We start from the raw sequence: 26617 nt of genomic DNA, 5'->3' as shown, positions 1-26617 counted from the left end.
GCGGCGGTTGTCCGCTGCGGCAGGCGGCGCTCGCGGCGCGCGCGGCTCTTCCGCGGGCGGCAGCCGCCCGGCAGGGCCCCGTTCGGCGAAGCCCGCGGACGCGGGTGAGCGCCTCACGCCCGCCGAGCGCTACGAGAAGCGCCAGAGCGAGCGCGTCGCCGGCGCGCCGGTGACGGGCAGCACGTCCGGCAAGCCGTACGCGGGCGACAAGGGCAGAGGCCCGACGTCGGGCCAGCCGTATGCCGGCGGCAAAGTCAAAGCGGCCCGCACGGCGGCCGCGCGCAGCCAGGTGCAGGCTTCGGCCGACACGGGCGCGCAAGGGCTGCCCAAGCCGGCGCGTCCGCACAGCGCGGCCGCGGCGCCGGGCAAGAAGCCTTACGCGGGCGCAGGCGGCGCGGCGGCCAGACCGGCGGCGTCCCCGGCCGATGCCGAGCAGGTCAAGCTCGGCGACGTGATCGTCGTGACGATCAAGCGCATCGGCATCAACGGCGAAGGCGTCGGCTATTTCCGCCGCAAAGCGGTCTTTATCGACGGCGCGATCACAAACGAAGTCGTCAAGGCGGAAGTGCTGGAGACGCACGAGAAGTTTCTCAAGGCGAAGCTGGTCGAAGTGGAGAAAAGATCGCCCGACCGCGTGGAGCCGCCTTGTCCCGTATTCGGCATCTGCGGCGGCTGCCAGATCCAGCATATCTCGTACGAAGGGCAGCTCCGCGCCAAGCTTGAGATCGTGCGCGAAGCGTTCAGCCGCTACGCGAACCTGAGCGATCTCAAGATCAAGCCGACGCTCGGTATGGACCAGCCGTGGGACTACCGGAACAAAGCGCAGCTTCAGGTCGAGCGCCGAGACGTCAAAGGCTCCAAGAGCGAGATCGTGGCCGGCCTGTACGAGATCGGCAGCCACGAGATCGTTGATATCAGCGGCTGTCCGATCCAGCATCCGCAGGTCAACCGCGCGATCGACCGCGTCAAGTCCGTGCTCGGCGAGCTGAACATCCCGCTGTCCAAAGGCGACAGCCGCGGCGGGCGCAGCGACATCAAGGACAGCGGCACGCGCAAAGGCGTCCGCACGATCGTCGTGCGCAGCGGCTTCCAGTCCGGCGAGATCCAGGTCACGCTCGTGACCGAGACGGCCGATCTGCCGCGTCATGAAGAGCTGATCGAGCGTCTGCGCCTGGAACTGCCGGAAATGAGCGGGTTGTCGATCAACGTGAACCCGCTCAAGACTCCGCTGATCTTCGGCGAACGCACGATCAGCCTGTGGGGCAGCGAAGCGATGAGCGATTCGCTCGGCGACCTGAACTTCACGCTGTCGCCGCGCGCGTTCTTCCAGCTGAACCCGGAGCAGACGATCAAGCTGTACGAGACCGTCCGCGCCGCGGCCGCGCTCACCGGCAAAGAGACCGTCGTCGACGCCTACTGCGGCACCGGCACGATCGGCCTGTGGCTGGCGCCTTACGCCGCCGAAGTACGCGGCATCGAGATCATCCCGGAAGCGGTCGCCGACGCGACGCGCAACGCCGAGCAGAACGGCCGCGATAACGCGACCTTCTTCGAAGGCGAAGCCGAAGAGCTGCTGCCGCGCTGGGCGAAGGACGGCCTGAGACCCGACGTGATCGTCGCCGATCCGCCGCGCACGGGCCTCGACCGCAAGTTCCTGGAGACGATCCTGCGCGCGAAGCCGAAGAAATTCGTCTACGTCTCGTGCAACCCGTCCACGCTCGCCAAAGACTGCAAAGTGCTGCTCGACGGCGGCTACGAGATCCAATCCGTGCAGCCGGTGGACATGTTCCCGCAGACGAGCCAGGTCGAAGCGGTGACGGTACTGGTGCAAAAAGAGACGGCGAAGTAATCCGCGCCTCGGCGCGAGCCGCCGGATTTAACGGTGGACCCGCTCTCCGGAGGGCAGGTTCGAACGTGCCAAGCAGCCCGGCTCTCCCAAGGGAGAGCCGGGCTGCTTTTGTATGCGGCGGGGAGCCGACGTTTGCTTCGTCGGCAGTCTTTCCGCGCACGTTCAAGAATCCCGCTCCCCGGCCGTATCGCACACCTTATTCATCAAGCAGCGGTTTTATTTGGAGTCCGGTTTTTGTTTTTTGTACCGAATTGCGCTTTGGGACTTGGCATTCGAACGGCAATGCGTTTAGGATAGTAGAGTTAACGATCCTACGACAGAGAGGTTTTTCAAATGACGACGAATTTTTGGCAGGATCTGCCCAGACCCTTTTTCATATTGGCTCCGATGGAAGACGTCACGGACGTCGTGTTCCGCCATGTGGTGAGCGCGGCGGCCAAGCCGGACGTGTTCTTCACGGAGTTTGCGAATACGGAAAGTTACTGCCACCCGGCCGGGCGCCACAGCGTACGCGGCCGCTTGGCGTTCACGGCGGACGAGCAGCCGATCGTCGCCCATATTTGGGGAGATAAGCCGGAATATTTCCGGCAGATGAGTCTCGGCATGGTGGAAGACGGTTTCAGGGGTATCGACCTCAACATGGGCTGCCCCGTGCCGAACGTGGCGGAGAACGGCAAAGGCAGCGGCCTGATCTGCCGTCCGGAACTTGCGGCGGAGATCGTGCAGGCGGCAAAAGCCGGCGGCCTGCCGGTCAGCGTGAAGACGCGCCTCGGCTTCAGTTCGCTGGATGAATGGCGCGGCTGGCTCACCCATATTTTGCAGCAGGACATCGCGAATCTGTCGATCCATCTGCGCACCCGCGACGAGATGAGCAAAGTCGACGCGCACTGGGAGCTGATTCCCGAGATCAAGCAGCTGCGGGACGAGATTGCGCCGCAGACGCTGCTGACGATCAACGGCGATATTCCGGACCGGCAAAAAGGGCTGGAGCTCGCCGAGCGGTACGGCGTGGACGGCATCATGATCGGGCGCGGCATTTTCCACAATCCGTTCGCGTTCGAACGTGAAGCGGCGGAGCACGGCAGCGGGGAACTGCTCGATCTGCTGCGGCTGCATCTGGATCTGCACGACCATTATTCGGCGACGCTCGAGCCGCGCCCGTTCAAGGCGCTGCCGCGCTTTTTCAAAATTTACGTGCGCGGATTCCGCGGAGCGAACGAGCTGCGAGCCAAGCTGATGGAAGCCAAATCGACGGACGAAGTGCGGGCGGGATTGGCGGCGTTCGAGAGTCGGTAGAAATTTCCCTTAATTTTTATCAAAACATTAAATATTCCCATAATTTTATCTCTGCTTACGGAGTTACATGGTATACTTGACCCCAAACAACCGGCGAACATCGGGTACCGGTATGGGGGGCGTATTCAAGTGATTGAGTTCGATAATCCGTTACGTTCTTTGACGCGCACGATCAGCGGCAGCCACGTTTTGTATTTGTACGAAGATTTGCGCCATTATATCGACAGTGCGGCTGCTTATGCGCTGACCTGCTTGAATCAAGGGCATCAAATATTGATCATAGAAAACGATTATTGCAAAAAAGCGATCGAGCACAAGCTGGCGGAATCGTGGGTCGACGAACGGCTCGAACATGTGCATTTTGTCGACAACTTCGATTTTTACCAAAAGCACGGCGAGTTTCAAGGGTGCTTGACGCGCAAGCATTTCGAATCGATCATGCGGCCGTTTCTGGAAGAGGAGATCTCGATTCGGACCTGGGCGCATATTCAGTGGAAGCCGCAGCCGCATATCGAGGCGAAGCTGGAAGAATTCGAAGTGATGGCCGATTGCAGCGTCAAGGAGCAGAACCTGATCTCGGTCTGCGCGTACGACGCCAAAGCGATTTCCGCTTCCCTGCAAACGTCGCTGATGCGCTCGCACGAATATTTGATGACGGACCGGGAGTTTATCGTCTCGGGGCTGTACCGGAACCCGAAATCCGAGCGGGTCATCCATCCTTCGATGACGCTGCAGGAAAAGCTGCTGCTGGAGCACAAGCAGCTGCTGGTCGACAAGGAAGCCGCCGAACGTGCCAACCGGGCCAAAGACGAATTCATTGCCACGATGAACCATGAGATCCGCACGCCGATGAACGGCGTGCTCGGCATGGCCGACCTGCTGGCGGAGACGACGCTCGACGGGGATCAGGCCGCCTACGTGGACATCATCCGCAAAAGCGGTTCGTCCCTGCTGCAAATCGTCAACGACATTTTGGACTTTTCCAAAATCGGGTCGGTCCGGGAATCGCTTCCGGAAGAACCGGTGCGGATCCGGGACTGCGTGGCCGAAGTGGCCGACCTGCTGCAGGCGGCGCGGCTCGGCAAAGGGCTTGCGCTCGACGTCAAGATCGAAGACGACGTGCCCGAGACGCTGCTGGGCGATGCGCATCCGATCCGGCAGATTCTGTTCAACCTGCTCGGCAACGCGATCAAATTCACGCAGCGGGGCGGCATCTCGATCGCGGTGTGCCTGCTGCCGGGCAGCGAAGAAGGCCGCAAGCGGGTCCGGTGCCGGATCGCGGATTCCGGGACCGGCATTCCGAGAGCCCACTGGCGCAAAGTGTTCCAGCCGTTCTATCAGGTCGACAGCGGGCTGAGCCGCGGCGCGGAAGGCACGGGATTGGGTCTGGCCATTTCCAAAAAGCTCGTGGAACGGATGAACGGGCAGATCGGGATCGAACCTTCGCCGAACGGCGGGACGACGATCGCGTTCACGATCGAGTTGGGCGAATTCCCTTCCCGGGCGCGCCCGGGCGGATCTTCGAACGGTTCGCAGGCGGAAGCTTAAAGCGGGGTAACAGAAACAAGGCGGCGACCGATCTTTTGCCGCCTTGTTTTCGTGTGCCATTTTAAAAGAAACGTGTTCGATTCCCGTCTATACGAACGTTCGGCGCAAAGTTACGATAAAAGCAGGAAAAACCGCCATCAACGAAGAAAGTTCGATACAGCGGTCCACGCAAAGGGAGGCTTCGCCAATGAAAATGACTTGGAGATGGTACGGAGAAGGGAACGACAACGTCACGCTCGATCACGTTCGGCAAATTCCGGGCGTCATGGGCATCGTCTGGTCGCTGCACGACAAGGTGGCCGGGGAAGTGTGGGAGATCGAGCGGATCCGGGAAGAAGCCGACCGGATCACGGCCAAAGGATTCAGCCCGGCCGTCGTCGAAAGCGTTAACATCCACGACGATATCAAGATCGGCCTGCCCACGCGCGACAAATACATCGATATTTATATCGACACGATCCGCAAGTTGTCCACGGTAGGCGTCAAAGTCATCTGCTACAATTTTATGCCCGTATTCGACTGGACGCGCACGGAATTGTACCGGGAACTGCCGGACGGTTCGAACGCGCTCTTTTACGAGCAAGCGGCCATTACCGACAATCCGCGGGACATGGTGGATCGCATTTTGGCAGGCGCGGGGGAGTTTACGATGCCGGGCTGGGAACCGGAGCGCCTGGCCAGGCTCGACGAATTGTTCGCGGCCTACGCCGACGTGACGGACGAGAAACTGGGCGACAATTTGCGGTATTTTCTGGAACGGGTCATCCCGGTCTGCGAAGAAGTGGACGTCAAAATGGCGATTCATCCCGACGATCCGGCCTGGCCGATCTTCGGCCTGCCGCGTATCGTGCGCAATCGGGCAGGTATCCGCCGGCTGCTGGATTTCGTGGACAGCCCGTATAACGGCCTGACTTTCTGTACCGGTTCGCTCGGAACCGATCTCCGCAACGACCTGCCGGCCATGATCCGCGAGTTCCATGACCGGATCCATTTTGCGCATATCCGCAACGTCAAAGTGTTCGACAACGGCGATTTTATCGAAGTGTCGCACCGGGGGCGCGACGGCAGCGTCGACGTGGCCGAAGTGGTCCGTGCTTACCACGAGACGAACTTCCAGGGCTATGTGCGTCCCGACCACGGGCGGCATCTGTGGGGCGAAGAGAAAGACTGCCGGCCCGGTTACGGCCTGTACGACCGGGCGCTGGGCATCATGTACCTGCTCGGAGTGTGGGACAGTCTCGACAACGCGAAAGGGGGAGTCTGAATGGTTCGGTTAACGGTGGACAACCTTACCGAGCGGGAGCAGTGGCAGGCCGCGGGAGTGGAGCTGCCGAAGTTCGATCTTCGGCAGGTTGCGACGAACACGGCGAAGCGCCCGGAATGGGTACATTTCGGAGCGGGCAACATTTTCCGCGGCTTCGTGGCGAACGCCCATCAGCGGCTGCTGGACAGCGGCCGGGCCGACACGGGCATCGTGGCCGTGAAATCGTCCGATGCCGGAGCGTCCGGCCCGACGTACGGGCCCGACGACAATCTGACGCTCGCCGTGCTCATGAACGCCCAGGGCGACTTCAAGATGAACGTGGTCGCGAGCCTCGTCGATACGATCGTCATCGGCAAAGGCCGCACGGACGAGCGTCTGCGCCTGATCGCGATGTTCGAAAATCCGAGCCTGCGGATGGCCAGCTTCACGATTACGGAAAAAGGCTATGCGCTGACCGGTCCGACGGGGGACTTCGTGGACCTGGTCCGGGCCGATATGGAGAACGGTCCCGAACAGCCGAAGCATACGATGAGTCTGGCGGCTTCGCTTGCTTACCGCCGCTATTTGAAAGGGCAGTACTCGATCGCTTTTGTCAGCATGGACAACTGTTCCCGCAACGGCGACCTGTTGAAGAACGCGCTGGTCACGATCGCCGAAGAATGGGAGCGGCGCGGCTACACGGACAAAGGGTTCGTCGCTTATTTGCGCGATGACGCCAAGACGGCTTTTCCGCTGTCGATGATCGACAAGATCACCCCGAGTCCGTCGGAGAAAATCCGGGCGGCGCTGGAGGAGAGAGGCATCGAAGGCATGGACATCGCCGTCTCCAACAACTCGCACCGGGCTCCGTTCGTGAACGCGGAGATCAGCGAATATCTCGTGGTCGAAGACCGCTTCCCGAACGGCCGTCCTCCGCTTGAAGAAGCGGGCGTGATCTTTACCGATCGCGCCACGGTGAACAAAGTGGAGACGATGAAAGTGACGACCTGCCTGAATCCGCTGCATACGGCGCTTGCCGTGTCCGGCTGCCTGCTCGGCTATACGTCGATCGCCGACGAGATGCGCGACGCCACGCTGCGCAAATTCGCGGAGACGATCGGGGTCGCGGAAGGGCTGCCCGTCGTTGTCGACCCCGGCATTCTCGACCCGCGGCAATTCCTGCGGGAAGTGCTGGACGAACGGTTCGCCAATCCGTTCATCCCGGACACGCCGCAGCGTATCGCGACCGACACGTCGCAAAAGGTCGGCATCCGCTTCGGCGAGACGCTCAAAGCGTACGGCCGCAGCGACGATCTCGATCCGGCGTCGCTGACAGCGATTCCGCTCGCGATCGCGCTCTGGTGCCGGTATCTGCTCGGCTTGGACGACAACGGCCGCACGTTCCAGCCGAGCCCGGACCCGCTGCTGGAGACGCTGCAGAAGCGTCTGGCCTGCACCAAGCTCGGCGATACGACTTCGAATGTGCGCGCGATCGTGGCGGACACGCAGATCTTCGGCGTCGATCTGTACGAACTGGGACTCGGGCACAAGATCGAAGGCATGTTCTACGAGCTGCTCGAAGGTCCCGGCGCGGTGCGCGCAACGCTGGACCGATATATGCGGACAAACGCGTAACCGCGCGATTTAACCGAATCGATTTCGAAAAAGCCGATCCGAATCCGGGTCGGTTTTTTGTTGTGTGTAATCCCGCTTGGATGTCCGAAAGCGGTTCAACGGAATTGATCGATAGTGAAAGAAAAGCATTCGTTACTCTCCTTCAATCTCTTCGGGAAGCCGCTTACAATGAAAGAAAAGTTCAGGATCTTGACGAAGAGGGGGAGCAAAACGATGCACAATGCAGCTTCGAGGCCGGGCTCCGAACGGCCCGCCGCAAAAAAGGCGAAAGTGAAAGCGCTTAGAGGACGTTGGGAGTCCCCGCTTGCCGGTTATTTGTTTCTGTCGCCCTGGCTGATCGGCTTTTTCATGCTGACGCTAGGACCGATGTTCATGTCTTTGTACTATTCGTTCACGGACTATTCGCTGCTCACCAAGCCGAATTGGGTCGGCATCGAGAACTATAAGAACATTTTTACGAACGACGAAGTGTTTGCTTCTTCGCTTCGGATCACGGTCCTGTTCGTGTTGGTGACCGTGCCGCTGCGGCTGATGTTCGCCCTGGCGGTTGCGATGCTGCTAAACCGCAAGATCAAAGGCATTTCTTTTTACCGTACGATGGTCTATCTGCCTTCGCTGATCGGAACGAGCATCGCGGTGTCGATCCTGTGGAAAAACATTTTTAGCCGCAACGGCTTCATCAACGATTTTCTCGGCATTTTCGGGATCAAGGGACCGTCGTGGATCGCGGACCCGAAATACGCGCTCGGCACGCTGGTCCTGCTCATGGTCTGGCAGTTCGGTTCTTCGATGATCATCTTCCTCGCCGGGCTGAAGCAGGTGCCGACGGACCTGTACGAAGCTTCGTCCGTGGACGGCGCAAGCAAAGCCAGACAGTTTTTCTCGATTACGCTGCCGATGCTGTCGCCGATCATTTTGTTCAACGCGATCCAGACGATGATCAACACGTTCCAGATGTTCACGCAGTCGTTCGTCATTACCGGAGGCGGCCCCGTCAAATCGACGTTCGTCTACGTCATGTATCTGTATGAAGAAGCCTTCACGAAGTTCCATATGGGTTATGCGTCTGCGTTGGCCTGGATTCTGCTCGTGCTGATCGGCGTATTCGCGGGTGTGCTGTTCGGCACTTCGAAATATTGGGTCTTCTATGAATCGCAGGGAGGGAAGTAAAGATGGCGTCCTACAAAAGAATCAGGCTCGGGCTCAGCCACCTGCTGCTGCTCGTAACGAGCCTCGTCATGATGTACCCGATTTTTTGGTGGATGGGCGCGTCGCTCAAAACGAACGAAGAGATGAGCTCCGCCAACCTGTTCCCCAAAATTCCGCATTGGGAAAACTTCACGGAAGGCTGGGTGTCCGTTCCGAACTTCAGCTTCGCCCACTTTTACATCAACACGTTCGAGCTGGTGCTCGGCGTCCTGTTCACCAGCGTCATCTCCTGCAGCCTCGTCGCGTTCGCGTTCGCAAGACTCGATTTTCCGTTAAGAAAGCTGTGGTTCTCGATTATGCTCGTGACGCTGATGCTACCTACGCAGGTGACGATCGTGCCCCAATACGTCATGTTCAGCAAATGGGGTTGGGTCGATACGTATCTGCCGTTCTACATTCCCCATCTGCTCGCCGGAGGGATCGGCGGTCCGTTCTTCATCTACCTGCTCGTGCAGTTCATGCGGTCGGTGCCGAGAGAGTTGGACGAAGCGGCCAAAATAGACGGATGTTCGTGGTTCGGCATTTACTGGCGCATCATGATCCCGCTCGTCAAGCCCGCGCTGGTCACCGTAGCCATCTACGCGTTCCTCTGGAATTGGGATGACTTCTTCGGACAGATGATCTATATTAATAACATCGAAAATTACACGATCAATCTGGCGCTCAAGTTGTTTATCGACTCTCAGGGCTCTGTCCCTTGGGGACAAATGCTGGCTATGTCGCTGCTCTCCATTACGCCTTCCGTGTTGATTTTCTTTTTGGCCCAGAAGCACTTCGTGGAAGGCATCTCCGCCGGCGCATTAAAAGGATGAATCAATTTACCGTAACGAACAGGCTGCGAGCGATCGCAGCTTTGTTTGGTACCCCGGAGGGATCGACATGCGGGTCAACCCGTTCAAGGCGTTTCGTATAGACGTCGTTTTCTTTTTCGGTTTTGCCGTGATCGTGGTCGTCTTCGTCGGTCTCATCGTTTTGTTCAGCTATGTCAACGGTTCAAGAGAGATCGCGAGCAACACGTCCTACTATCAGCAAAAACTGTTAGTCGAACTGCACAAGAAGCTGAATACCTATCTCCAGGATATCGAGCAGAGTTCCAATACGGCCGCGCTGAATTTCAGCGACGACCGCGACGACCTGCTGACCGGCAGTCCGTACGAACGGCTGCGCAGCCAGACCGAAATCCGCCAGCAGTTGAACAATTACGTGTTCAGCATGTCCGCGCTTCAATCCATCCATGTCTACTCCGACCTCAAGCCGTCTTACAACATCCAGGATTACGTGCAGTTTCTCTCGCTCAAGCAGCTCGAACAGGAAGACTGGTACGACGAGCTTCGCCAATCCGATGACGCATGGCTGGGCGAGCGTTTGATCCGGACCAACGACGGCGAGCAGCCCGTGATCGGGTTCGCGCGCCGCGTCTACAACCAATTCAACCGCGCTTCCGCCGTCATCGTGTTCAACGTCAGCGCACCGGTGTTCCAATCGTTGATCACGACCGAAGACAAGCGTTCCAGCCTGGCGCTGTTCGACGAGACCGGCCGGTTGATTACCCATTCCGGCAGCGCCGACTTTTTTATCCGCAGCGAACAGGAGATCAAGAATCAGTTGGTGTCGCAGGAAGCCGGAGCGAAACGGGCCGGGGACGAGTTTCTCGTCTGGTCTTCTTCACCGGATTCGAAATGGTCGCTTGTCGAGATTACGTCCTGGAAGCAGATTACGGCCGCCAATTTGAAGCAGACGCAGGTTATTCTGACGATGGGCCTTATTACGATCGTGCTGCTGCTCCTGCTGACCGTCTTCCTGTCGCGCCAGTTCGTCAAGCCGGTCAGCCTGCTGCTTCGGGCGATGAGCGCTTTTTCCCTGACGCACAAAACGGCGCTGCCCCAGGATTACCGCAACGAGTTCGGCGAACTGTTCCAGGGATACGAAGACCTGACGCTGAGGATCGAGCAGCTGTATGGCCGACTGGACGAACAGCACAAAAAACGCAGGGCTTCGGAGATGAAAACGCTACAAATGATGATCAACCCGCATTTTTTGTACAATTCGCTCGATCAGGTCAACTGGATGGCGATCGAAGCGGATCAGCCGCGGATCAGCCGGATGCTGTCGCATCTGGCGCAGTTTTTCCGCCTCGCCCTGTCCAACAGCGACAGCCTGGTCACGCTCTCGGAAGAACAGGCGCATATCGAAAGCTATTTGGCGTTTCAGGAGATACGCTGGGAAGAGCGGCTGCGGTACCGGTTCGAGATCGAGGAAGCCGCGACCGGGCTGTTCGTGCCCAAGATTCTGCTGCAGCCGTTTATCGAAAACGCGTTTATCCACGGATTTCACGGCCAGGCGGAAGCGCTGCTCGTGATTCGCGCGGAGATACGGGATAACCGGCTGAATATTACGATAAAAGACGACGGAAGCGGCCTTGCGGCAGGCTGGCAGCAGCAGCGCAGCGCCAAAGGCGGTTACGGGCTGCGCAACGTGCGCGAGCGCATCGAAGCGCTGTTCGGGGAAGCGTTCGGGTTCACGCTGAACGCTGCGCCGGAAGGCGGCACGGAAGTTCGCCTGACGCTGCCGCTGCTGCCGACGAATACGTTCGACCAACCGGATAAGGGAGGCAGCGAAGATGTGGAAAATAGTAATCGTCGATGACGATTTTCAAGTGGTGAGAGGACTGCGCAAAGCGATCCCGTGGGCAGAATTGGACGCCGAATTCGCCGGTGAGGCGATCGACGGGGAAGCCGGCCTGAAGCTGATCGAAGAAGTCAATCCGGACATCGTGCTGACGGATATCTATATGCCGTTCATGAACGGGATGCAGATGATCGAAGAGCTCAAGCGCCGCAACTTCGCCGGGCGATTTATCGTGCTGAGCGGTTACAACGATTTCGAATACGCGCGAACGGCTATTCGACTCGGCGTGGACGATTATTTGAGCAAACCGATTACGATCGATCAAATCCGCGACGTCTTGTCCGCCACGATCGAGAAGCTGGAAGAAACGTATCTCAAAAGGTTCCAAAGCACCCGCGACGCATCGGCGAATCCGAGCGAAAACGCCAAAAAAACGCAGTGGCTGGCTTCCGTCCTGAACGGCTGGGAGCCGGATCAAGGCGGTGAAAAGGCCTCTTTCCCCGATACGCACGACGCTTATGCCGTCATGGTGATCGAGGTGCTGTGGAGCGGGCGCATCAGCCGGATTTCGTTGGCCGACTGGAACCTGTTCAAGTTCGCGGTATCGAACGTCGTGGGGGAAGTGCTGGCGCAAGAGTGGCCGGACGCCAGCTTCTCCTGGGTGTTCGGCAACCGTTCGGCGCTGCTGCTTCCGGCCGGGGAAAGTGCGGGCAGATCCGACCTGTCCGCCAAAGCGGAAAAACTGGGCATTCTGATCGCCAACCGGCTGAACGAATTTCTCCGGATCCAAATCCGGTATGCTTGCGGCGAAGCGGTCAGCAGCCGCGAAGGAATCAAAGCTTCCGCGGACGAAGCGATGCAGAAACTGCTGGAGAGCCAGGAATTTTTCGCGCGCGAAGACGCTTCCGGCACCGTCTCGGCCGACGTCGGATCGGCAGGCGGAGACGAATTTTCGCTCAGCGACTATTCGCAGGCGATGAAGCGGGCGCTCGAAGCCGGGGACGACGGCGAGACGGCGAAGTTGATCGGTCTGTTTCTGGACCGCCGGCAGCCGGAAGGGCCGAGCGATCCCGCCGGAGTCCGGGCGGCCGCGGCCGAACTGTGGATGCTGCTGCAAAACTCCATGGTGATTACCGGAGCTTCGTCCGACAAAAGCGAGGAAGAAACTCTCGTCCTGCGCGAACTGGACGGGATCGCCGATCGTTCGCGTATCGAAGCGTGGCTGCTGGCCCAGGTCAAAGCGCTGAAAAAGGCGGATAAACCGTTGATTCACGAAAAACACCGCAAAGCGGTCCAGTTCATGATCGAATATATCCACGAGCATTATGCGGAAGACATCACGCTGGACAAAATGGCTTCGCAGTTATATATTTCCAAGAACTATCTCAATCAGCTGTTCAAAAAAGTAACCGGCGAAACGCTGACCAACTACGTCATTCGCGTCCGCATCGAAAAAGCCAAAACGCTGCTCAAAGACGGAAATTACCTGATCTACGAGGTATCGGAGATGGTTGGTTACCAAAACGTTCCTTATTTTAGCACTCTTTTCAAAAAGTATTGCGGCGTCAGTCCAAGCGACCTGATCAAGCGTTAACCTTTCATTATCTAATGAACGGATAATCATTAGATAACGAAAGATTGTTGTTCATTACCCTTCTACTCGGCAGGCGGGCCGGGTGCTACTATGAAGCCAAGTCCTAATTACCGGCTTCAAGAATAAGGGGGGTCTCAACATGAAAAAGATCAAGAAGAAATCCGTTTTTGTAACCGCTTTAATGTCGATGCTTTTGGTATCCGCCTGCAGCAGCGGCGGCGGAGGGGAACCGCAAGCTTCGGGCAGCACAAAAGCCAAAGAAGGAGACGCGGACGCGATCACTTTGACGGTGGCCTGGTGGGGTTCGCAGACGCGGCACGACGCCACGATCAAAGCTCTGGAGCAGTACACGGCGCTGCATCCGAACGTGAAGTTCCAGAGCCAGTTTTCCGGCTGGGACGGCTATTTCGACAAGCTTGCGGTCCAATTCTCCGCCAATAACGCGCCGGACATCATTCAGATGGATGCCGCTTACGTAAACGACTATGCGGGCCGGGAACTGCTCGGCGACCTGAAGAGCGTTAACGTCTCCGATATGGAACCCGGCACGGTGAACAGCGGCAAAGTCAAAGACGTGCAGTATGCCATTCCGAGCGGCGTCGCCGCGCTGGGCATGGTCTACGACAAAAGCGTCGTCGACAAGCTGGGCTTGACCCCGCCGTCTTTCGGATGGACGTGGGACGACTATTTCAAGTTCGGCGAAGCCGCCAAAGCGAAGCTTGGCAGCGACAAATACGTGTTCGTGGACCAAAGCTCCGATCTGGTCGATTACACGTCTTACCAGTACAGCATGGGCAAAGGGTATATTTTCAACGATCAGAACCAGCTGTCTATCGACAAAGACACTTGGATCGGATATATGACCAAAATGAGCGAACTTCGGGACAAAGGCATCCTGACTCCGGCCGATATCAGCACGACGGACAAAGAGCTTGATCCCCAACTCGACAGCGTCGTGAACGGGACCGCCGTAGCTCGACACCTGTTCTCGAACCAGGTCGGTTCGATCGATGCCCTCAAGCCGGGCGCGTTCGAATTCGCTTCGATGCCGAAAGGAACCGAGTCGGGCGGCTGGCTGAAGCCGAGCATGTTCTGGAGCGCGAACGCGCAGTCCAAACATCAGGAAGAATCGCTCAAAGTGATCGACTGGCTGCTTAACGATCCGCAAGCCGGCGAGACGCTTGGCCTGACCCGCGGAACCCCGGTCAACAAAAAAGTCGTCGAATCGCTCACGCCGAAGTTCAGCGAATCGGACAAAGTGTCGCTCGCTTTCCTGGAGACGGTAACGCCGGACGCGCAGCCGTTCATCAACGATCCCAAAGGGTGGGGCAGCTTCAAGAACGACTACAAAACGGTCGTGGAGAAAGTCCAGTTCAAACAGTCGACGCCGGAGCAGGCTTATGAAGAATTGTTGAAAGTCGCAGATCAATACGCGGCGGAAGCCGGCAAATAAAACGAAAAGGATTGGCCAACATACCGGTCAATCCTTTTTTTGAAAAAAGAACGACGAGATTGCCGGGGCAATAGGGACATCGTCCGGGAATCCGGCGCTTTCTCCAAAACGACAGGAGGTTAGTCATGAGCTCAATTCAGGTTCGCAAAGGAAAGTCCTGGTTATCCGGTGTGCTTGCTGCAATTATGTTGCTTGGCGCTTTTCCGGCAGCGGGACAAGCCGAGCCCCAAGCCGGCGCGCAGCCGACGCAGGGGGCGGCGGCCGCAGGCACGGGAACCGATTATTATATCGACAGCCAGGCGGGCAGCGACCAGAACGCGGGCGTGCAGCAGCAGAAGCCGTGGAAGTCTCTGGCCAAAGCGAACGCGCAGACGTTCAAGCCGGGCGACCGGATTCTGCTCAAATCGGGAGCGGTCTGGAACGACCAGACGCTGTCGCCCAAAGGCTCCGGCACGGCAGGCCGCCCGATCATTATCGACCGGTACGGCAGCGGCGACAAGCCGAAGATTCGCGCCAACGGCAAACATGCGGACGCGGTCCTGCTGAGCAATCAGCAGCACTGGGAGATCCGCAATCTGGACGTGTCCAACCAAACGCCGCCGTCCGCCACTCCCGGCGCGTCGCTCGGCGATTACCGCGGCATCCATATTACGGGACAGGATGCGGGCACACTGCAGTATTTCCGGATCAAAGCGGTCGACGTGCACGACGTATCCGGCGAGATCGCCTGGATCGGCGGCAGCATTCCGGCCAATCCGACGCCGGGCATCCGGTTCAAGACCGGCTGGGACGGTTCGAAGAAGACGGGCGGCATCGTCTTCGATACGAGCGTGGCGAATCTTCGGGCTCCGGTGCGCGCCACCGTCTTCCAGGACGTGGTCATCGAAGATTCGACGGTGAAGAACACGTCGTTCGGCGGCATTATTTTCAAACAGTATGCCGGTAACGGAAGCGACGGAAGCCAGATCGTCCCGACGGGCTGGGGAACCCGCAAGGACGCGCAGGACCCGAACTTCACGCCGCACAGCGGCATCGTCATCCGCAACAACTTCATTACGCAGCAGGGTACTCCGTACGGCTGCAACGGCATGTATCTGACCGGAATCCGGGGGGGTCTGGTGGAACGCAACGTGGTCGACAAAGCGGGCACTTCGGGTATCGAAGCGTATTACGCCGACGACATTACGATCCAGTACAACGAAGTCATGAACACCGAACAAAAAGCGGGCGGAGCCGATTCCAACGGCATCGACCCCGACAAAGGCACGACGAACATTTTGATCCAGTACAACTACATGCACGGCAACGGAGACGGCATCCTGATCTGCCAATTCGTGTTTGGGGACACCGTGATTCGTTACAATGTACTGGAGAACAACAAGCGGTATCCGATCTATCTGCACTCCGACGCCAAAGCGGTCGCGGACGTGTACAACAATACGATTTACAACGAAGTGAGCGGTTATATGGTCTACGGATACGGCAGCTCGCTCAAATCGACCTACCGGCTGCGCAACAATATTCTGTATACGACGCGGCCGGTCCGCGCGCTGACGGAAAGCCCGACGATTACTTACGATACGAACAGTTATTATTCGCCGGACGGCGCGTTCGGCGCTCCGGCGAGCGACGCGAATGCGCGGCTCGGCGATCCGATGCTGACGAACCCGGGCACGGGCGGCACGGGCTCGCAGGCGCAGGGGCCCGCTCTTAACACGCTGGGCGGCTACCAACTCAAAGCGGAATCCCCGCTGATCGAACGCGGCCTGACGATTGTCGGCAGCGCCGCGACGCCGGCCCGAGATTTTGCGGGGCGCCTGCTCTATAACGGCCAAGCCGATCCGGGCGCTTTCGAATTCTACGACGATTCGACTGCGACGGCCACGCTCGTCGGCCGCGTGACCGACGCAGCCGGCAAAGCGGTTGCCGGCGTAGCCGTATCCGACGCGGCAGGCGGAACGCCGGCGGTCACGAACGACCTCGGCCGTTACGTCATCCGCAATGTGCCGGTCGGACGGACTATGAAACTGCGGGCCGCCAAAAGCGGGTACGCGCAGGCGGAAAGCGCGACGTTCACCGTTCGGGCAGGCAACGTCGTCGCTACCGATCTTGCGCTCGTCTCCAACGCGGCGGGCGGTTCGCTCTCCGGCAAAGTGTACGACGACAAGCAGGCCGCAGCCGCCGATGTGACCGTCGCATTGTCGCTCGGCGGTCAAAAGGTCGCGGAAACGGTCAGCGGCGCGGACGGAAGTTACACGTTCCCGGCCGTAGCGGCGGGCGAAGGCTATGCGCTGTCGGCCGAGAAAGCCGGCTTCCGCCCGGCCAACGTCTCCGGTATCCGGGTCGGTTCCGGCGAACGGAGCCAGGCTCCGGACCTGCATCTGGCCGGAACGGAAGCGCGCCTTATTCACGGAAGCGATTTTGACGATCTGCAGCCTGGCGCCGCCCCGGCCGCGCCGTGGCAGATCAGAGCCAACGGAGGCACGGTTGGAGCCGCCGAATTGCCGGATCGCGCAGGCAAGAGCATGAAGCTGACGCGTTCGAGCAACAGCGGCGTCACTTCGCTGTCCCAATCGTTCCCGAAGGGAACGATCAAAGGCATCGTAACGCTGACCGCGGACGTCATGAAGCTGGACGTCGCAGGCAGCGCCGACTGGTTCAACCTGCCGTACGTCTACAGCAGCGACGGAACGGCAGGCGCGAATGCCGGCGTATCGCTCGCTTTTTCCAAAGGACAGATCATTGCCTACAAAGGCGGAGATTCCACGAAGCTGATGGCTTACGAACCGGGCAAATGGTACAACCTCCGCCTGGTCATGAACACGGCATCGGACAAATACGATCTCTACGTGAACGGAGCGGCGGTAGTGGAGCAGGCGCCTTTCCGCAACGCGATCGAAGATATCGGCAGCGTTGCCTATTCGGCCAGCAGCCTGAATTACGGAACGGTCCATGTCGACAACGTGCGTCTGTACCAGGGAATTCCGGCCGGACGCAGCGATGCGGGACTGGCGGAGCTGACGACGGACTTCGGAACGCTGTCCAAAGAATCGGATGAAGCGTACCGGCTGGAAGTGCCGCATTTCAAAGATACGGTCAACTTGACCGCGACGCTGAACAGTCCAGAAGGAGCGGCGTTGACGATTAACGGGGAACCGGCCGTCAGCGGAGAACTGTCGGCCGTCGCCATTGCCGAAGGCGAGAACACCGTGCCGGTCGAAGTGACGGCCGGAGACGGAACGACGGTACGTACCGTTCAGGTGACCGTCGTTCGAACGGCGGCCGCGCTCGATTCCACGCTGCAAAAGCTAGAAGTCGTCGGAACGGACGGCAAAGCGCTGCCGCTGTCGCCCGAATTCGCCTACAATACGCAGGATTACGAATTGAACGTGCCGGCGAACCTGAACGGCCTTACGATCCGGCCGACAGCCGGAGCTCCGCTGACCGAAGTGCGCGTGAACGGCACCGCCCTCAGCAGCGGGTCCGATTCGGCGGTCATCAACCTGTCGGCTACGACGGCACCGATCGTCGTGGCGACGGCTTCCGCGGACGGGACCGATTACCGGACTTACAAGATCCGGGTAAGCCGGGCCGCCGCTCCTTCGGCCGCTGCATCTCCGACGGCCGAACCAGCTGCGGTCGAACCGGCTGCTGCCACACCAGCCGAAGCTGAACCAGCCGCCGCCGAACCGGCTGCCGTTAAGCCAGCCGCAGCCGAGCCGGCCGCAGTCGAACCTGCGAACGACGGCGAATAAGAAGCGAGGAGTCCGCCGCAAGGCGGTTGGCTTCCTCGAGGCGGGGATTCTCCCGGTACCCGGCGCACAATCTTCAAAACGCCGGTCCCCAACGAGCCGGATCTGTGTTACGCTTAGCGGATACCAGAATCGAAGGAGTTCAACCCCAATGAGCGAAAGCCAACCGAATAACGATATAGAAAATCAAGAACAACACAGCCAAACTTCCGACCCGAACGCCGCGTCTGACGCGCAGGAACAGCCGAACGGGCCGGATCAGGGCCAAGCGGGTGCGGAATCCGCCGAAGCGGGCACGTCCGATTTTGCACACTACGGGCTCAGCGAAGAAATTCTCCGTTCGCTCGATACGCTCGGCTACAAAAATCCGACGCCGGTCCAGCAGCAGGTCATCCCGCAGGCGCTGGCCGGCAAAGACGTAACGGTCAAATCCCAGACCGGCAGCGGCAAGACGGCGGCTTACGGCATTCCGCTGTGCGAGCTGCTGCAATGGGAAGAGAGCCGCCCGCAGGCGCTGATCCTGACGCCGACGCGCGAGCTGGCCGACCAGGTCAAGGAAGACATCATGAACATCGGTCGCTTCAAGCGAATCAAAGCGGCGGCGATCTACGGCAAGCAGCCGTTCGACCGCCAGAAGCGCGAACTGATGCAGCGCAATCACGTGGTCGTCGGCACGCCGGGACGGGTGATGGACCATATCGAGAAAGATACGATCGATCTGGAACGCATCCAATACCTGATCATCGACGAAGCGGACGAGATGCTGAGCATGGGCTTCATCGAACAGCTGGAGAAGATCATCAAGCAGCTGCCGAAGGAGCGGGTAACGATGCTGTTCTCCGCCACGCTGCCCAAAGACGTCGAGAGTCTGTGCCATCGCTATATGCGCAGCCCGGTCGATATCGAGATCGGTTCGGCTTCGGACAAGCGCCAGACGCAGATTCAGCACAAGCTGTACACGGTGGGCGAAAAAGCCAAAGCGGCGCTGCTGCACAAAGTGACCGTGACCGAAAATCCGGACAGCTGCATTATCTTCTGCCGGACGCAGGCGAACGTGGACGCGGTCTCGGCCCAACTGGATCGTCTCGGCTATCCGTCGAGCAAGATTCACGGCGGCATGGAGCAGGACGATCGCAACCGCGTGATGAACGAGTTCCGCGCCGGACAGTTCCGCTATCTGGTCGCGACCGACGTGGCTGCGCGCGGTATCGACATCGACCGGATCACGCACGTGATCAACTACGATCTGCCGATGGAAAAAGAAAGCTACGTGCATCGCACGGGCCGTACGGGACGCGCAGGCCAGAGCGGAACGGCGATCACGTTCGTGACGCCCTTCGAAGACAAGTTCCTCGCGTCGATCGAGCGGTATATCGGCTTCGAGCTGCCGCGCTTCGAAGAGCCTTCCGCGCATATGGTCGCGGAGGCGCAGGCGGCGTTCGACCGCAAACTGCGGGATCGCCCCGCGGCGAAGAAGAGCCGGGGCGAAGAGCTGAACGCGAACATTATGAAGCTGTATTTTAACGGCGGCAAAAAGAAAAAACTGCGCAACGTCGACTTCGTGGGCACGATTGCCCGCATCGAAGGCGTGACCGCGGACGATATCGGCATCATCAGCATCCAGGAGACCGTGACGTACGTCGATATCCTTAACGGCAAAGGCAATCTGGTGCTGAAAGCGATGCAGGAGACGACGATCAAAGGCAAACAGCTCAAAGTGCAAAAAGCAAGAACGTAACAGGGAGAGACGGAAGGGCGGAGATGAACTCCGTCCTTTTTTTTAACAACTATCGGTTAGATTAAGTATTGAATTTATTTACATTTATTAAAATAAAGCGTATATTCGAGGGGCAAACCCGAACGAATGTGCCTATAAACGGCCAGAAATCCGACATCATGAACATGGGGGGCTGTACAATGAATCTGGAAGAGGTTATGCGGGAACTCGAAGAACTCGGCAAAGAACGTTCGAAAAAAATGTATATGTCCAACGGAGCGTGCGAACCGGTATTCGGCGTAGCGACCGGAGCGATGAAGCCGATGTCGAAAAAGATCCGGAAGGATCAGGAACTGGCCGAGCAGCTGTACGCCACGGGCAATTATGACGCGATGTACTTTGCCGGGGTCATTGCCGATCCCGCGCGCATGACCGAAGCCGATTTTGAACGCTGGATCGATGCCGCCTACTTCTATATGATCTCCGATTTCGTCGTGGCGGTGACGCTGTCGGAATCGGACATCGCGCAGACGGTGGCGGACAAATGGATCGCAAGCGGCGACGAATTGAAGCAGTCGGCAGGCTGGAGCTGCTACTGCTGGCTGCTCGGCACGCGCAAAGACGAAGAGTTCGAAGCGAAGAAGCTGGACGGCCTGCTCGATCTCGTGCTCAAGACGATTCACGCCGCGCCCGAACGAGCCCAGTATTCGATGGCCAACTTCGTCTATACGACAGCCGTTTCTTACGGACCGCTGCACGAACGGGCGCTGGCAACGGCCGAAGCGATGGCTCCCGTCGAAGTAGGTCAGGGAACACCCAAAAGCAAAGTGCTCCAGACTTCTGAAAATATACGCAAAGCCGCGGACCGGGGAAGAATCGTATTCAAGCGCAAGCACGTGCGGTGCTGAGCGGTTCGGCGATTGGATCCGGCAGATAAAAAGCGACGAAGAACCTTCGATTTCGAAGGTTCTTTTTACTGTGGTTCTCCAACGAACCCAGGTATCGCTATTTGCGGTTTTTCGGCTCTTTTGAGCGATTAACGAATCGTCAGCTTCTTATTGGCCGCAATTCGAGGGTTTTGGCAGGATTGAGGTGCCATAGCGTGATTACGATTCGTTAGAATTCGAAAAAGCCGCTTAAACGACAAATAGCGCGATCACGATTCGTTAGAATCGCGACCGCGCCGGGAAAGCGACCCGAACGCTTACAAAGCGGACAAAATGCTCCGCTCTCCAGCGCTTCATCGTTCCGGCTCGCCTACCGCATCGCTTTCAACTGCCGGCTCAGCGGTTCCGACACTTCGCCGACGCCGGCAAGCGCATCCAGCAGCGCGAACGTCTCGCCGCCCCATTCGCCGTCGGCGTCCCATACCTGCCGGCCAATCTGCACGCTGTCTCCGGCGAGAGCGGGCTGCACCCGCTCCAGCGCCTGTTCGGCGAACTTGGCCGGAAGAAGCTTGCCGCGTTTCCCGGCCCATTCCGTCAGGAACGACAAGCCGCGCAAAATATCGTATTCGAAAAAGCGCGGAAAGCACGGCTTCAGCCAATCCGCGTGGATCACTTCGCCGCTCGACCTGGAACAGACCAACCGATGTTCGATCAGGTAGCGCGCGCCTTCGTCCAGAAACGCTTTTTCCCGCTCGGTAAAGGGGCGGTCGGTATGGCGGAGAATGGCTTCGAGCGGCGGAAGCGTCGATACGATCGAACTTTTGCGGGAATGGACGTAGGCGTCGGGATCGCAGTTCAGTCCGCCGTCGGGCAGCTGGTGGTCAAGCAGCCAGTCGCGAATCCACGGCATCTCGGCGTCGAGATCGCAGCCGTACGCTTGCAGGATTCCGTAAAAGACGGCCAGTTCGCAGTGGCAGCAGTCCCACTTGTCCAGGTCCTGAGTGCGGGACGGCCCGTCGCCGTCCGCGATGACGAACGTCGGCCACACGCGGGTCTCAAGCAGCCGCTTCGCCTGCGCGATCGCGGACGCGGGAATGCGGCGAACTTCGCCCAGTTCGTACAGGGCGGCCATATGCCACCAGGCGCCGTTCCATTTATGGCGGCTGTCTTCGTCATGCGACGGCTCGAAATGCGTGGTCGTCTCCAGAAAAAGAACGGAAGCTTCGATAGCTTCGGATACGGTCGGTGTGATCGGCATAGGATTCTCCTTAGGCGGAACAGGGATGGCGGATCAGGTCGGTCAGGTGAAATCGGCATGATTGGCAAGGCCGGTCGTGTCGTCAAAGTCGGCCGAGTCATCAAGGCCGTTCGAGTCGTCAAACTCGACAAAAGAAGTCGGCCCGGACAGAGGTCCGGCCTCCGCCGCAAAAGCTTTACAGCAGCCAATCCGGCTTGTCCGGCTTCCCGTCGTTCGACGGCTCGTCCACGACGAGCGGCAGCGTGACGGTGACCGTCGTGCCGATGCCGTATTCGCTCTCGATCTTGATCAGGCCGCCGTGCAGGCGCACGATTTCTTTGCTGATGGCGAGGCCGAGGCCGCTGCCGGACATTTTGGAGCTGCCTTTGTAGAAACGGCGGCCGATTTTCTCCAGGTCTTCGGCCGGGATGCCTTCGCCGTCGTCCTGCACGGAGACGCGCACCTGCAGATCGGCGCAGGCGGCGGTCAGCCGCACTTCGCCGTTCAGGTCGGAGAACTTGATCGCGTTATCGATCAGGTTGACGAACACCTGCTTGAGCCGATTGAGGTCGGCATGCATGGGCATCGGCCCTTCCGGCAGCAGCGTATGCAGCGTCACGCCGCGTTTGTTGCCGGAATGGGTGTACTGCAAATCCAGCTGCCGCAGCAGGCTGTTCAGATCGACGGGAACGGAACGCATACGGATCTCGCCGGCCTGGTATTTGGAAAAATCGAGCAGGTCTTCGACGAGGCCGATCAACCGATCGGTCTCGCTGGTAATGACGCCGAGCCCGAGCCTTGTCGTGTCTTCGTCGTCGAGCCCGCCGATGACCAGCGTCTCGCCCCAGCCTTTGATCGAGGTCAAAGGCGTGCGCAGCTCGTGGGACACGGTGGAGATGAAGTCGTTTTTCATCTTCTCGCTTTTGGACAGTTCTTCGTTCATATGGTTGAGCGAATCAGCGAGCGTGCCTACTTCGTCATTATACTTGCGGACGGCTTTGGCGGAAAAGTCGCCGGTCGCCATCTGCCGGGAGATCGTCGTCAGTTCTTTGACCGGACCGACGATGCGGCGGGCGATAATAAGGCTGAGCGCCACGCCGAGCGCAAGCACGCCGGCTCCGATCCCGATCGACCAGCCGATCAGCTTCACCACTTCGCGGTACAGCGGTTCGGCCGAGACAGAGAAGCGCAGCGTGCCGATCACTTCGCCATAGCTGACGAGCGGGCTCGAGATGGCCATGATCCGCTGGCGGAATGCCTGCGAGTAGCCGGAATAGCTGCCGACGCCGCCCTGCTGGGCGATTCGCACGTCGGTCGTGCGAATGCGCTGGTTCGAGGAGAAGCCGTACGAATCGACGACCGTCCGGCCTTCCGGATCAAGCACTTCGACGCGGCTGCTTTCGCCCGGCACGAGATTTTCCAAAATGTAACGGGCCCGTTCCTGCAGCGTGTACCCTTCCATGAACTGATTGGACAGCGTGGCCGCGGTGACGGCGCGGGACTGCACGATCTGCCGCGCGCTGTCGAAATAATAGGTCGACACCGCCGCGGCGAAGATCATCTCCAACAGCAGGATGATCGTCAGGAGCAGTACGCCGATCTGAAGCAGGAGCCGTCCCCTAATGCTCTTCAACATGGCTGAACGCCTCCTCTTCTTCGCGGCTGTCTTCATCCAGCCCGGCCAGCCGTTTCACTTCCGACGCCGTGAGGCGCAGCGCTTCGTACGAAGCGGCGTCTTCGCCGGACAGGCGGGTGGCCGCATTCGGCAGCAGCGCGATCGTGATCTGCGAAGAATGGCCGGCCACCATCGAATTTTTGTCGCCGAGCACGACGTATTGGGTCTGGCGGCTGTCCAGCATCGGCTGCAGCCGGTTCCATTCTTCGCTCGACAGCTGGCGCAGCGTCAACAGCACCGCTTCGGGAGCGGGATCGGCGTTGTCGGCGGAAGCGCTGCCCGCGGAATCGTCGCCCGCGTTCGCTTCGGCGTCGGAATCGGCCTCCGGCGTATACATGAACCGGACTTCACTGATGGATTCCGGATTGCCATCGGGCAGTTCGATCCGGTATTTGCCCTGCCAGCGATCGGGGATGCGCAGATCGTAGCCCCACTGCCAGAAGCGGTCCTCGACGAACCGCATGCGGCTCTCGCCGTCCCAGCGGTAATACGAATCGCTCCACAGCTGCGGAGTGCCCGACGCATCGTCGGAACCCGGCATCGGATTGGGCATCGCGATCTCCAGAATGCCGTCGTCGTCGACGTCCCGGTTGTTCGCCGGATAATCGATCCACCATTTCTGTCCGGTTGCGGCCAGATTGGGGTTGAAGTCGGGCGGTCCGAGCCGGAGATCCTGCCTCAACGCGCGGGAATCGTACGAAGCTTTGGGCAGCGAGAGGATATTGGCCAGGCGGCCGTCTTCCCAGGCCAGCAGCATGCTGTATCCCGAGCGGGTCGTGCCCAGCACCTGCGCGAACAAGCCGATCCGCGTCGAAGAAGCCTGGTCGATCTTCATGCTCAGAATGGTACCTTCGGTGCGGCGTTCCGCGATTTCGGTCACTTCGCCGTTTTTCTCGCCGAGGATCTCGATGCGCGACCGCGTGTTCTCGACGTTCTCGGAAGGCGGCACGATCGCGATCTGGCTCAGTCCGTTGCCGAGCAGTTCGCCGGTCGAGATCTGTTCGTACGAACGGTGCAGGATCGGTTCGGCTTTGGCTCCGGTCAGCGAGTAGACGTACAGCTCTTTGGGCAGGCCGGTTCCGCCGCCGTCGTACCCGAGCAGCAGCTGCGCGGAAGAACGGTTCAACAGCGGCTTGATCGCGAGATAGTCCAGATTGATGCCGCTGCGGGTAATGAGGGCGGACTTTTGCCAGGCGCCGTTGGTCTGGCTTAGAATGAGGACGTTGACTTCGTAATCCGTTTCGGGCCTCTTATAGGAAACGATCAGTTCTTTCTCGCCGTCTCCGTCGAGATCGGCCAGCCGGATCGCGCTGCCCTGATCCGACTGGTCCGGGGTAGTCAGCTGATAGCCGGCCGGCAGAAAAGGCTGCACGGCGCGGTACAGCGACTGCTCTTCGCCGGCAAGGTTCGGAGCGTGCAGAAGATCGCCGGGAGAAGCGATTCGGCCGCAGCCGGCCGTCAGCAGAATGAGCAGCAGGCCGGCGGTTTTGAGTGCATTCATAGACGGTTCTCCTTATATGATGAGGCTATTGTTAGTTATCGGCTTTTTGGACGCAAATGTTGCGAATCCAAGGGTCGGCGGTTCATTTTCGCAGTTAAAAGAGGCGAGGTCAAGAGGCGAACGACGAAAATCGGAACGTGATCGGCAAAAGGGGTCAAAGCCGGCCGAAAACGATCGCGGAAAGCCGCAAAAAGGCTTATTCCGACCAATCCCGAAACACGACCCAAAACCGAAAAATGCGGCAGGCGCGGCGCTCGGGCCCCAATCCGCCACAGCGCCGCTTCCGCCAAGGAGGCGTTTATAGATGTATATCGATTCTTCATTCTTGCAGGAGCGAATGAAGCGGGCGTACGGAGGCGACCGGCAGGCCGCGGAGGAACTCGCGGCGCTCGAAGCGCCGCATGCGTCTGCCCCGGACGGTTCGGCGTTGTTGCTGCTTCAGTCCAAGCACGCGATCCGTCGGGCGGACGGCCGGGTGCGCATCTTGAACAAGCGGCCCGAACCGGGCGCGGAGTCCCGGCTGTGCGCCGATCTGCATCGCGGCTTCGAAGACGGCGGTTCGTCGTGGACGCATATTCCGCTGCCGGCGGATTTCGAGCCGGCTGAGGTTCGGTACGCAGGACCGGAAGGCCCGGCAGGCTCGGCCGGAGCGGTGGACGCAGAGCAGGCGGAAGAGGCGCCGAGCGGCCGTTTTCGGCTGCGTTCGACGGACGGGCGCAGCGTCGAGGCGTCGATGCTTCAGATGGGCCGGGCTTTCGCCGGATTGGACCTCGTGATGGACGGCGTCACGGAAGCCGAGATCGAAGAGGCTTTTTACGCGATGGAGGAGATCGCGCTTCCGCCGGCCAGGCGCGAGGCAGCCGACAATCCGCCGATCCCGTGGAGCGGAGGGCGGAGCCCGCTTGCCTTCGACGCGGAGCGGCAGGTGTTCGCGGGCGAACTGCGCCGCGGGAACGACGTCGTCGGCGTGGAGCTGGACACGGCCGATCCCGCGGAGGCGCGGCATATGCGGCCGATGCTCGAAGCGGCGGCAGGCCGTCTGGAAGAGCTGGATGCCGCCGCGCGAAGGTATGCCGCGAGGCAGCTGCTGGACCTCAAAAACGACGTCTGGACCGGCGAAGAAGAGGACGGAGGGGCGGTGCGGCCGCTGGACGAAGCCGGATTCGCCGCCCGGCTGACGCTCGGCTCGCTGACGATCGGCGAGGACGGACGCCTGACGCTGTGGTACGACGACGGCGAGCTGTTCGCGGGCCATACGATCCGCGTCGAACGCGGTGCCGACGAGCGATTCGGCTCCGCCGAACTGCTGGGCTGACGCAGGCCCCGGCCGGCGGCTGCCGAAGCGACTGAATCTCCAGATCATGCGCGAACCGGAAAGCGTCTTCCGGTTCGT

Annotated in this window: 17 protein-coding genes; 14 read left to right on the top strand and 3 right to left on the bottom strand. The window is 59.7% G+C overall.

Annotation, left to right across the window (positions count from 1 at the left end; translation table 11 throughout):
- The 13 genes from rlmD to FTE24_RS16685 all read left to right on the top strand — a co-directional run.
- On the top strand, positions 1–1849 hold a 1849-nt coding region (rlmD, locus tag FTE24_RS16745), incomplete at its 5' end, for a 23S rRNA (uracil(1939)-C(5))-methyltransferase RlmD (protein ID WP_442978171.1).
- A 333-nt stretch (positions 1850–2182) separates the two neighbouring features.
- A complete protein-coding gene (locus FTE24_RS16740; RefSeq protein WP_150232367.1) occupies positions 2183–3145 on the top strand; it encodes a tRNA dihydrouridine synthase in 963 nt (320 codons plus the stop codon).
- A gap of 129 nt (positions 3146–3274) precedes the next feature.
- A complete protein-coding gene (locus tag FTE24_RS16735; protein WP_150232365.1) occupies positions 3275–4693 on the top strand; it encodes an ATP-binding protein in 1419 nt (472 codons plus the stop codon).
- A gap of 187 nt (positions 4694–4880) precedes the next feature.
- Entirely contained in the window at positions 4881–5957 is a 1077-nt protein-coding gene (uxuA, locus tag FTE24_RS16730; protein WP_150232363.1) for a mannonate dehydratase, read from the top strand.
- The gene (locus FTE24_RS16725; protein ID WP_150232361.1) at positions 5958–7571 is read left to right on the top strand and encodes a mannitol dehydrogenase family protein; all 1614 of its coding nucleotides are present in this window, start codon (positions 5958–5960) and stop codon (positions 7569–7571) included.
- A gap of 213 nt (positions 7572–7784) precedes the next feature.
- A complete protein-coding gene (locus FTE24_RS16720) occupies positions 7785–8741 on the top strand; it encodes a carbohydrate ABC transporter permease (RefSeq protein ID WP_150232360.1) in 957 nt (318 codons plus the stop codon).
- Between the two features lie 2 nt (positions 8742–8743).
- The gene (locus FTE24_RS16715; RefSeq protein ID WP_150232358.1) at positions 8744–9592 is read left to right on the top strand and encodes a carbohydrate ABC transporter permease; all 849 of its coding nucleotides are present in this window, start codon (positions 8744–8746) and stop codon (positions 9590–9592) included.
- A gap of 67 nt (positions 9593–9659) precedes the next feature.
- Positions 9660–11426, top strand: a complete 1767-nt coding sequence (locus FTE24_RS16710) for a cache domain-containing sensor histidine kinase (protein WP_150232356.1) — start codon at positions 9660–9662, stop codon at positions 11424–11426.
- A complete protein-coding gene (locus tag FTE24_RS16705; RefSeq protein ID WP_150232354.1) occupies positions 11401–13002 on the top strand; it encodes a response regulator transcription factor in 1602 nt (533 codons plus the stop codon). Before FTE24_RS16710 ends, FTE24_RS16705 begins: the two co-directional genes overlap by 26 nt.
- 139 nt (positions 13003–13141) lie before the next feature.
- Positions 13142–14455 carry an ABC transporter substrate-binding protein gene (locus FTE24_RS16700; protein WP_150232353.1) on the top strand — a complete coding sequence of 438 codons (1314 nt, stop codon included), beginning with the start codon at positions 13142–13144 and terminating at the stop codon, positions 14453–14455.
- Positions 14456–14580: 125 nt separating this feature from the next.
- Entirely contained in the window at positions 14581–18210 is a 3630-nt protein-coding gene (locus tag FTE24_RS16695; protein WP_150232351.1) for a cadherin-like beta sandwich domain-containing protein, read from the top strand.
- Between the two features lie 148 nt (positions 18211–18358).
- Complete coding sequence (locus FTE24_RS16690) at positions 18359–19945, top strand: DEAD/DEAH box helicase (RefSeq protein WP_150232348.1); 1587 nt, start codon at positions 18359–18361, stop codon at positions 19943–19945.
- 179 nt (positions 19946–20124) lie between these two features.
- Positions 20125–20832, top strand: a complete 708-nt coding sequence (locus FTE24_RS16685) for a DNA alkylation repair protein (protein WP_141448523.1) — start codon at positions 20125–20127, stop codon at positions 20830–20832.
- Positions 20833–21181: 349 nt separating this feature from the next.
- On the opposite strand, the gene FTE24_RS16680 is transcribed toward FTE24_RS16685, so the two are convergent.
- The 3 genes from FTE24_RS16680 to FTE24_RS16670 form a co-directional block, all read right to left on the bottom strand.
- The gene (locus tag FTE24_RS16680) at positions 21182–22069 is read right to left on the bottom strand and encodes a prenyltransferase/squalene oxidase repeat-containing protein (RefSeq protein ID WP_150232346.1); all 888 of its coding nucleotides are present in this window, start codon (positions 22067–22069) and stop codon (positions 21182–21184) included.
- A 175-nt stretch (positions 22070–22244) separates the two neighbouring features.
- Positions 22245–23684 (bottom strand): sensor histidine kinase, encoded by a 1440-nt coding sequence (locus tag FTE24_RS16675; RefSeq protein ID WP_150232345.1) that lies wholly within the window; start codon positions 23682–23684, stop codon positions 22245–22247.
- Entirely contained in the window at positions 23668–25224 is a 1557-nt protein-coding gene (locus FTE24_RS16670) for a hypothetical protein (protein ID WP_150232343.1), read from the bottom strand. The genes FTE24_RS16675 and FTE24_RS16670 overlap by 17 nt, the downstream gene beginning before the upstream one ends.
- A gap of 304 nt (positions 25225–25528) precedes the next feature.
- Between FTE24_RS16670 and FTE24_RS16665 the strand changes: the two genes are divergently transcribed.
- Positions 25529–26539: a DUF2262 domain-containing protein gene (locus FTE24_RS16665; protein WP_150232341.1), complete on the top strand. Its 1011-nt coding sequence runs from the start codon at positions 25529–25531 to the stop codon at positions 26537–26539.
- Positions 26540–26617: the final 78 nt, after the last annotated feature.

The sequence above is a fragment of the Saccharibacillus sp. WB 17 genome, from assembly GCF_008634075.2.
GTDB classification, from domain to species: Bacteria; Bacillota; Bacilli; order Paenibacillales; family Paenibacillaceae; genus Saccharibacillus; species Saccharibacillus brassicae.
The sequence above is the reverse complement of the archived record's forward strand: the minus strand, read 5'-3'. Positions and strand labels throughout refer to the sequence as shown.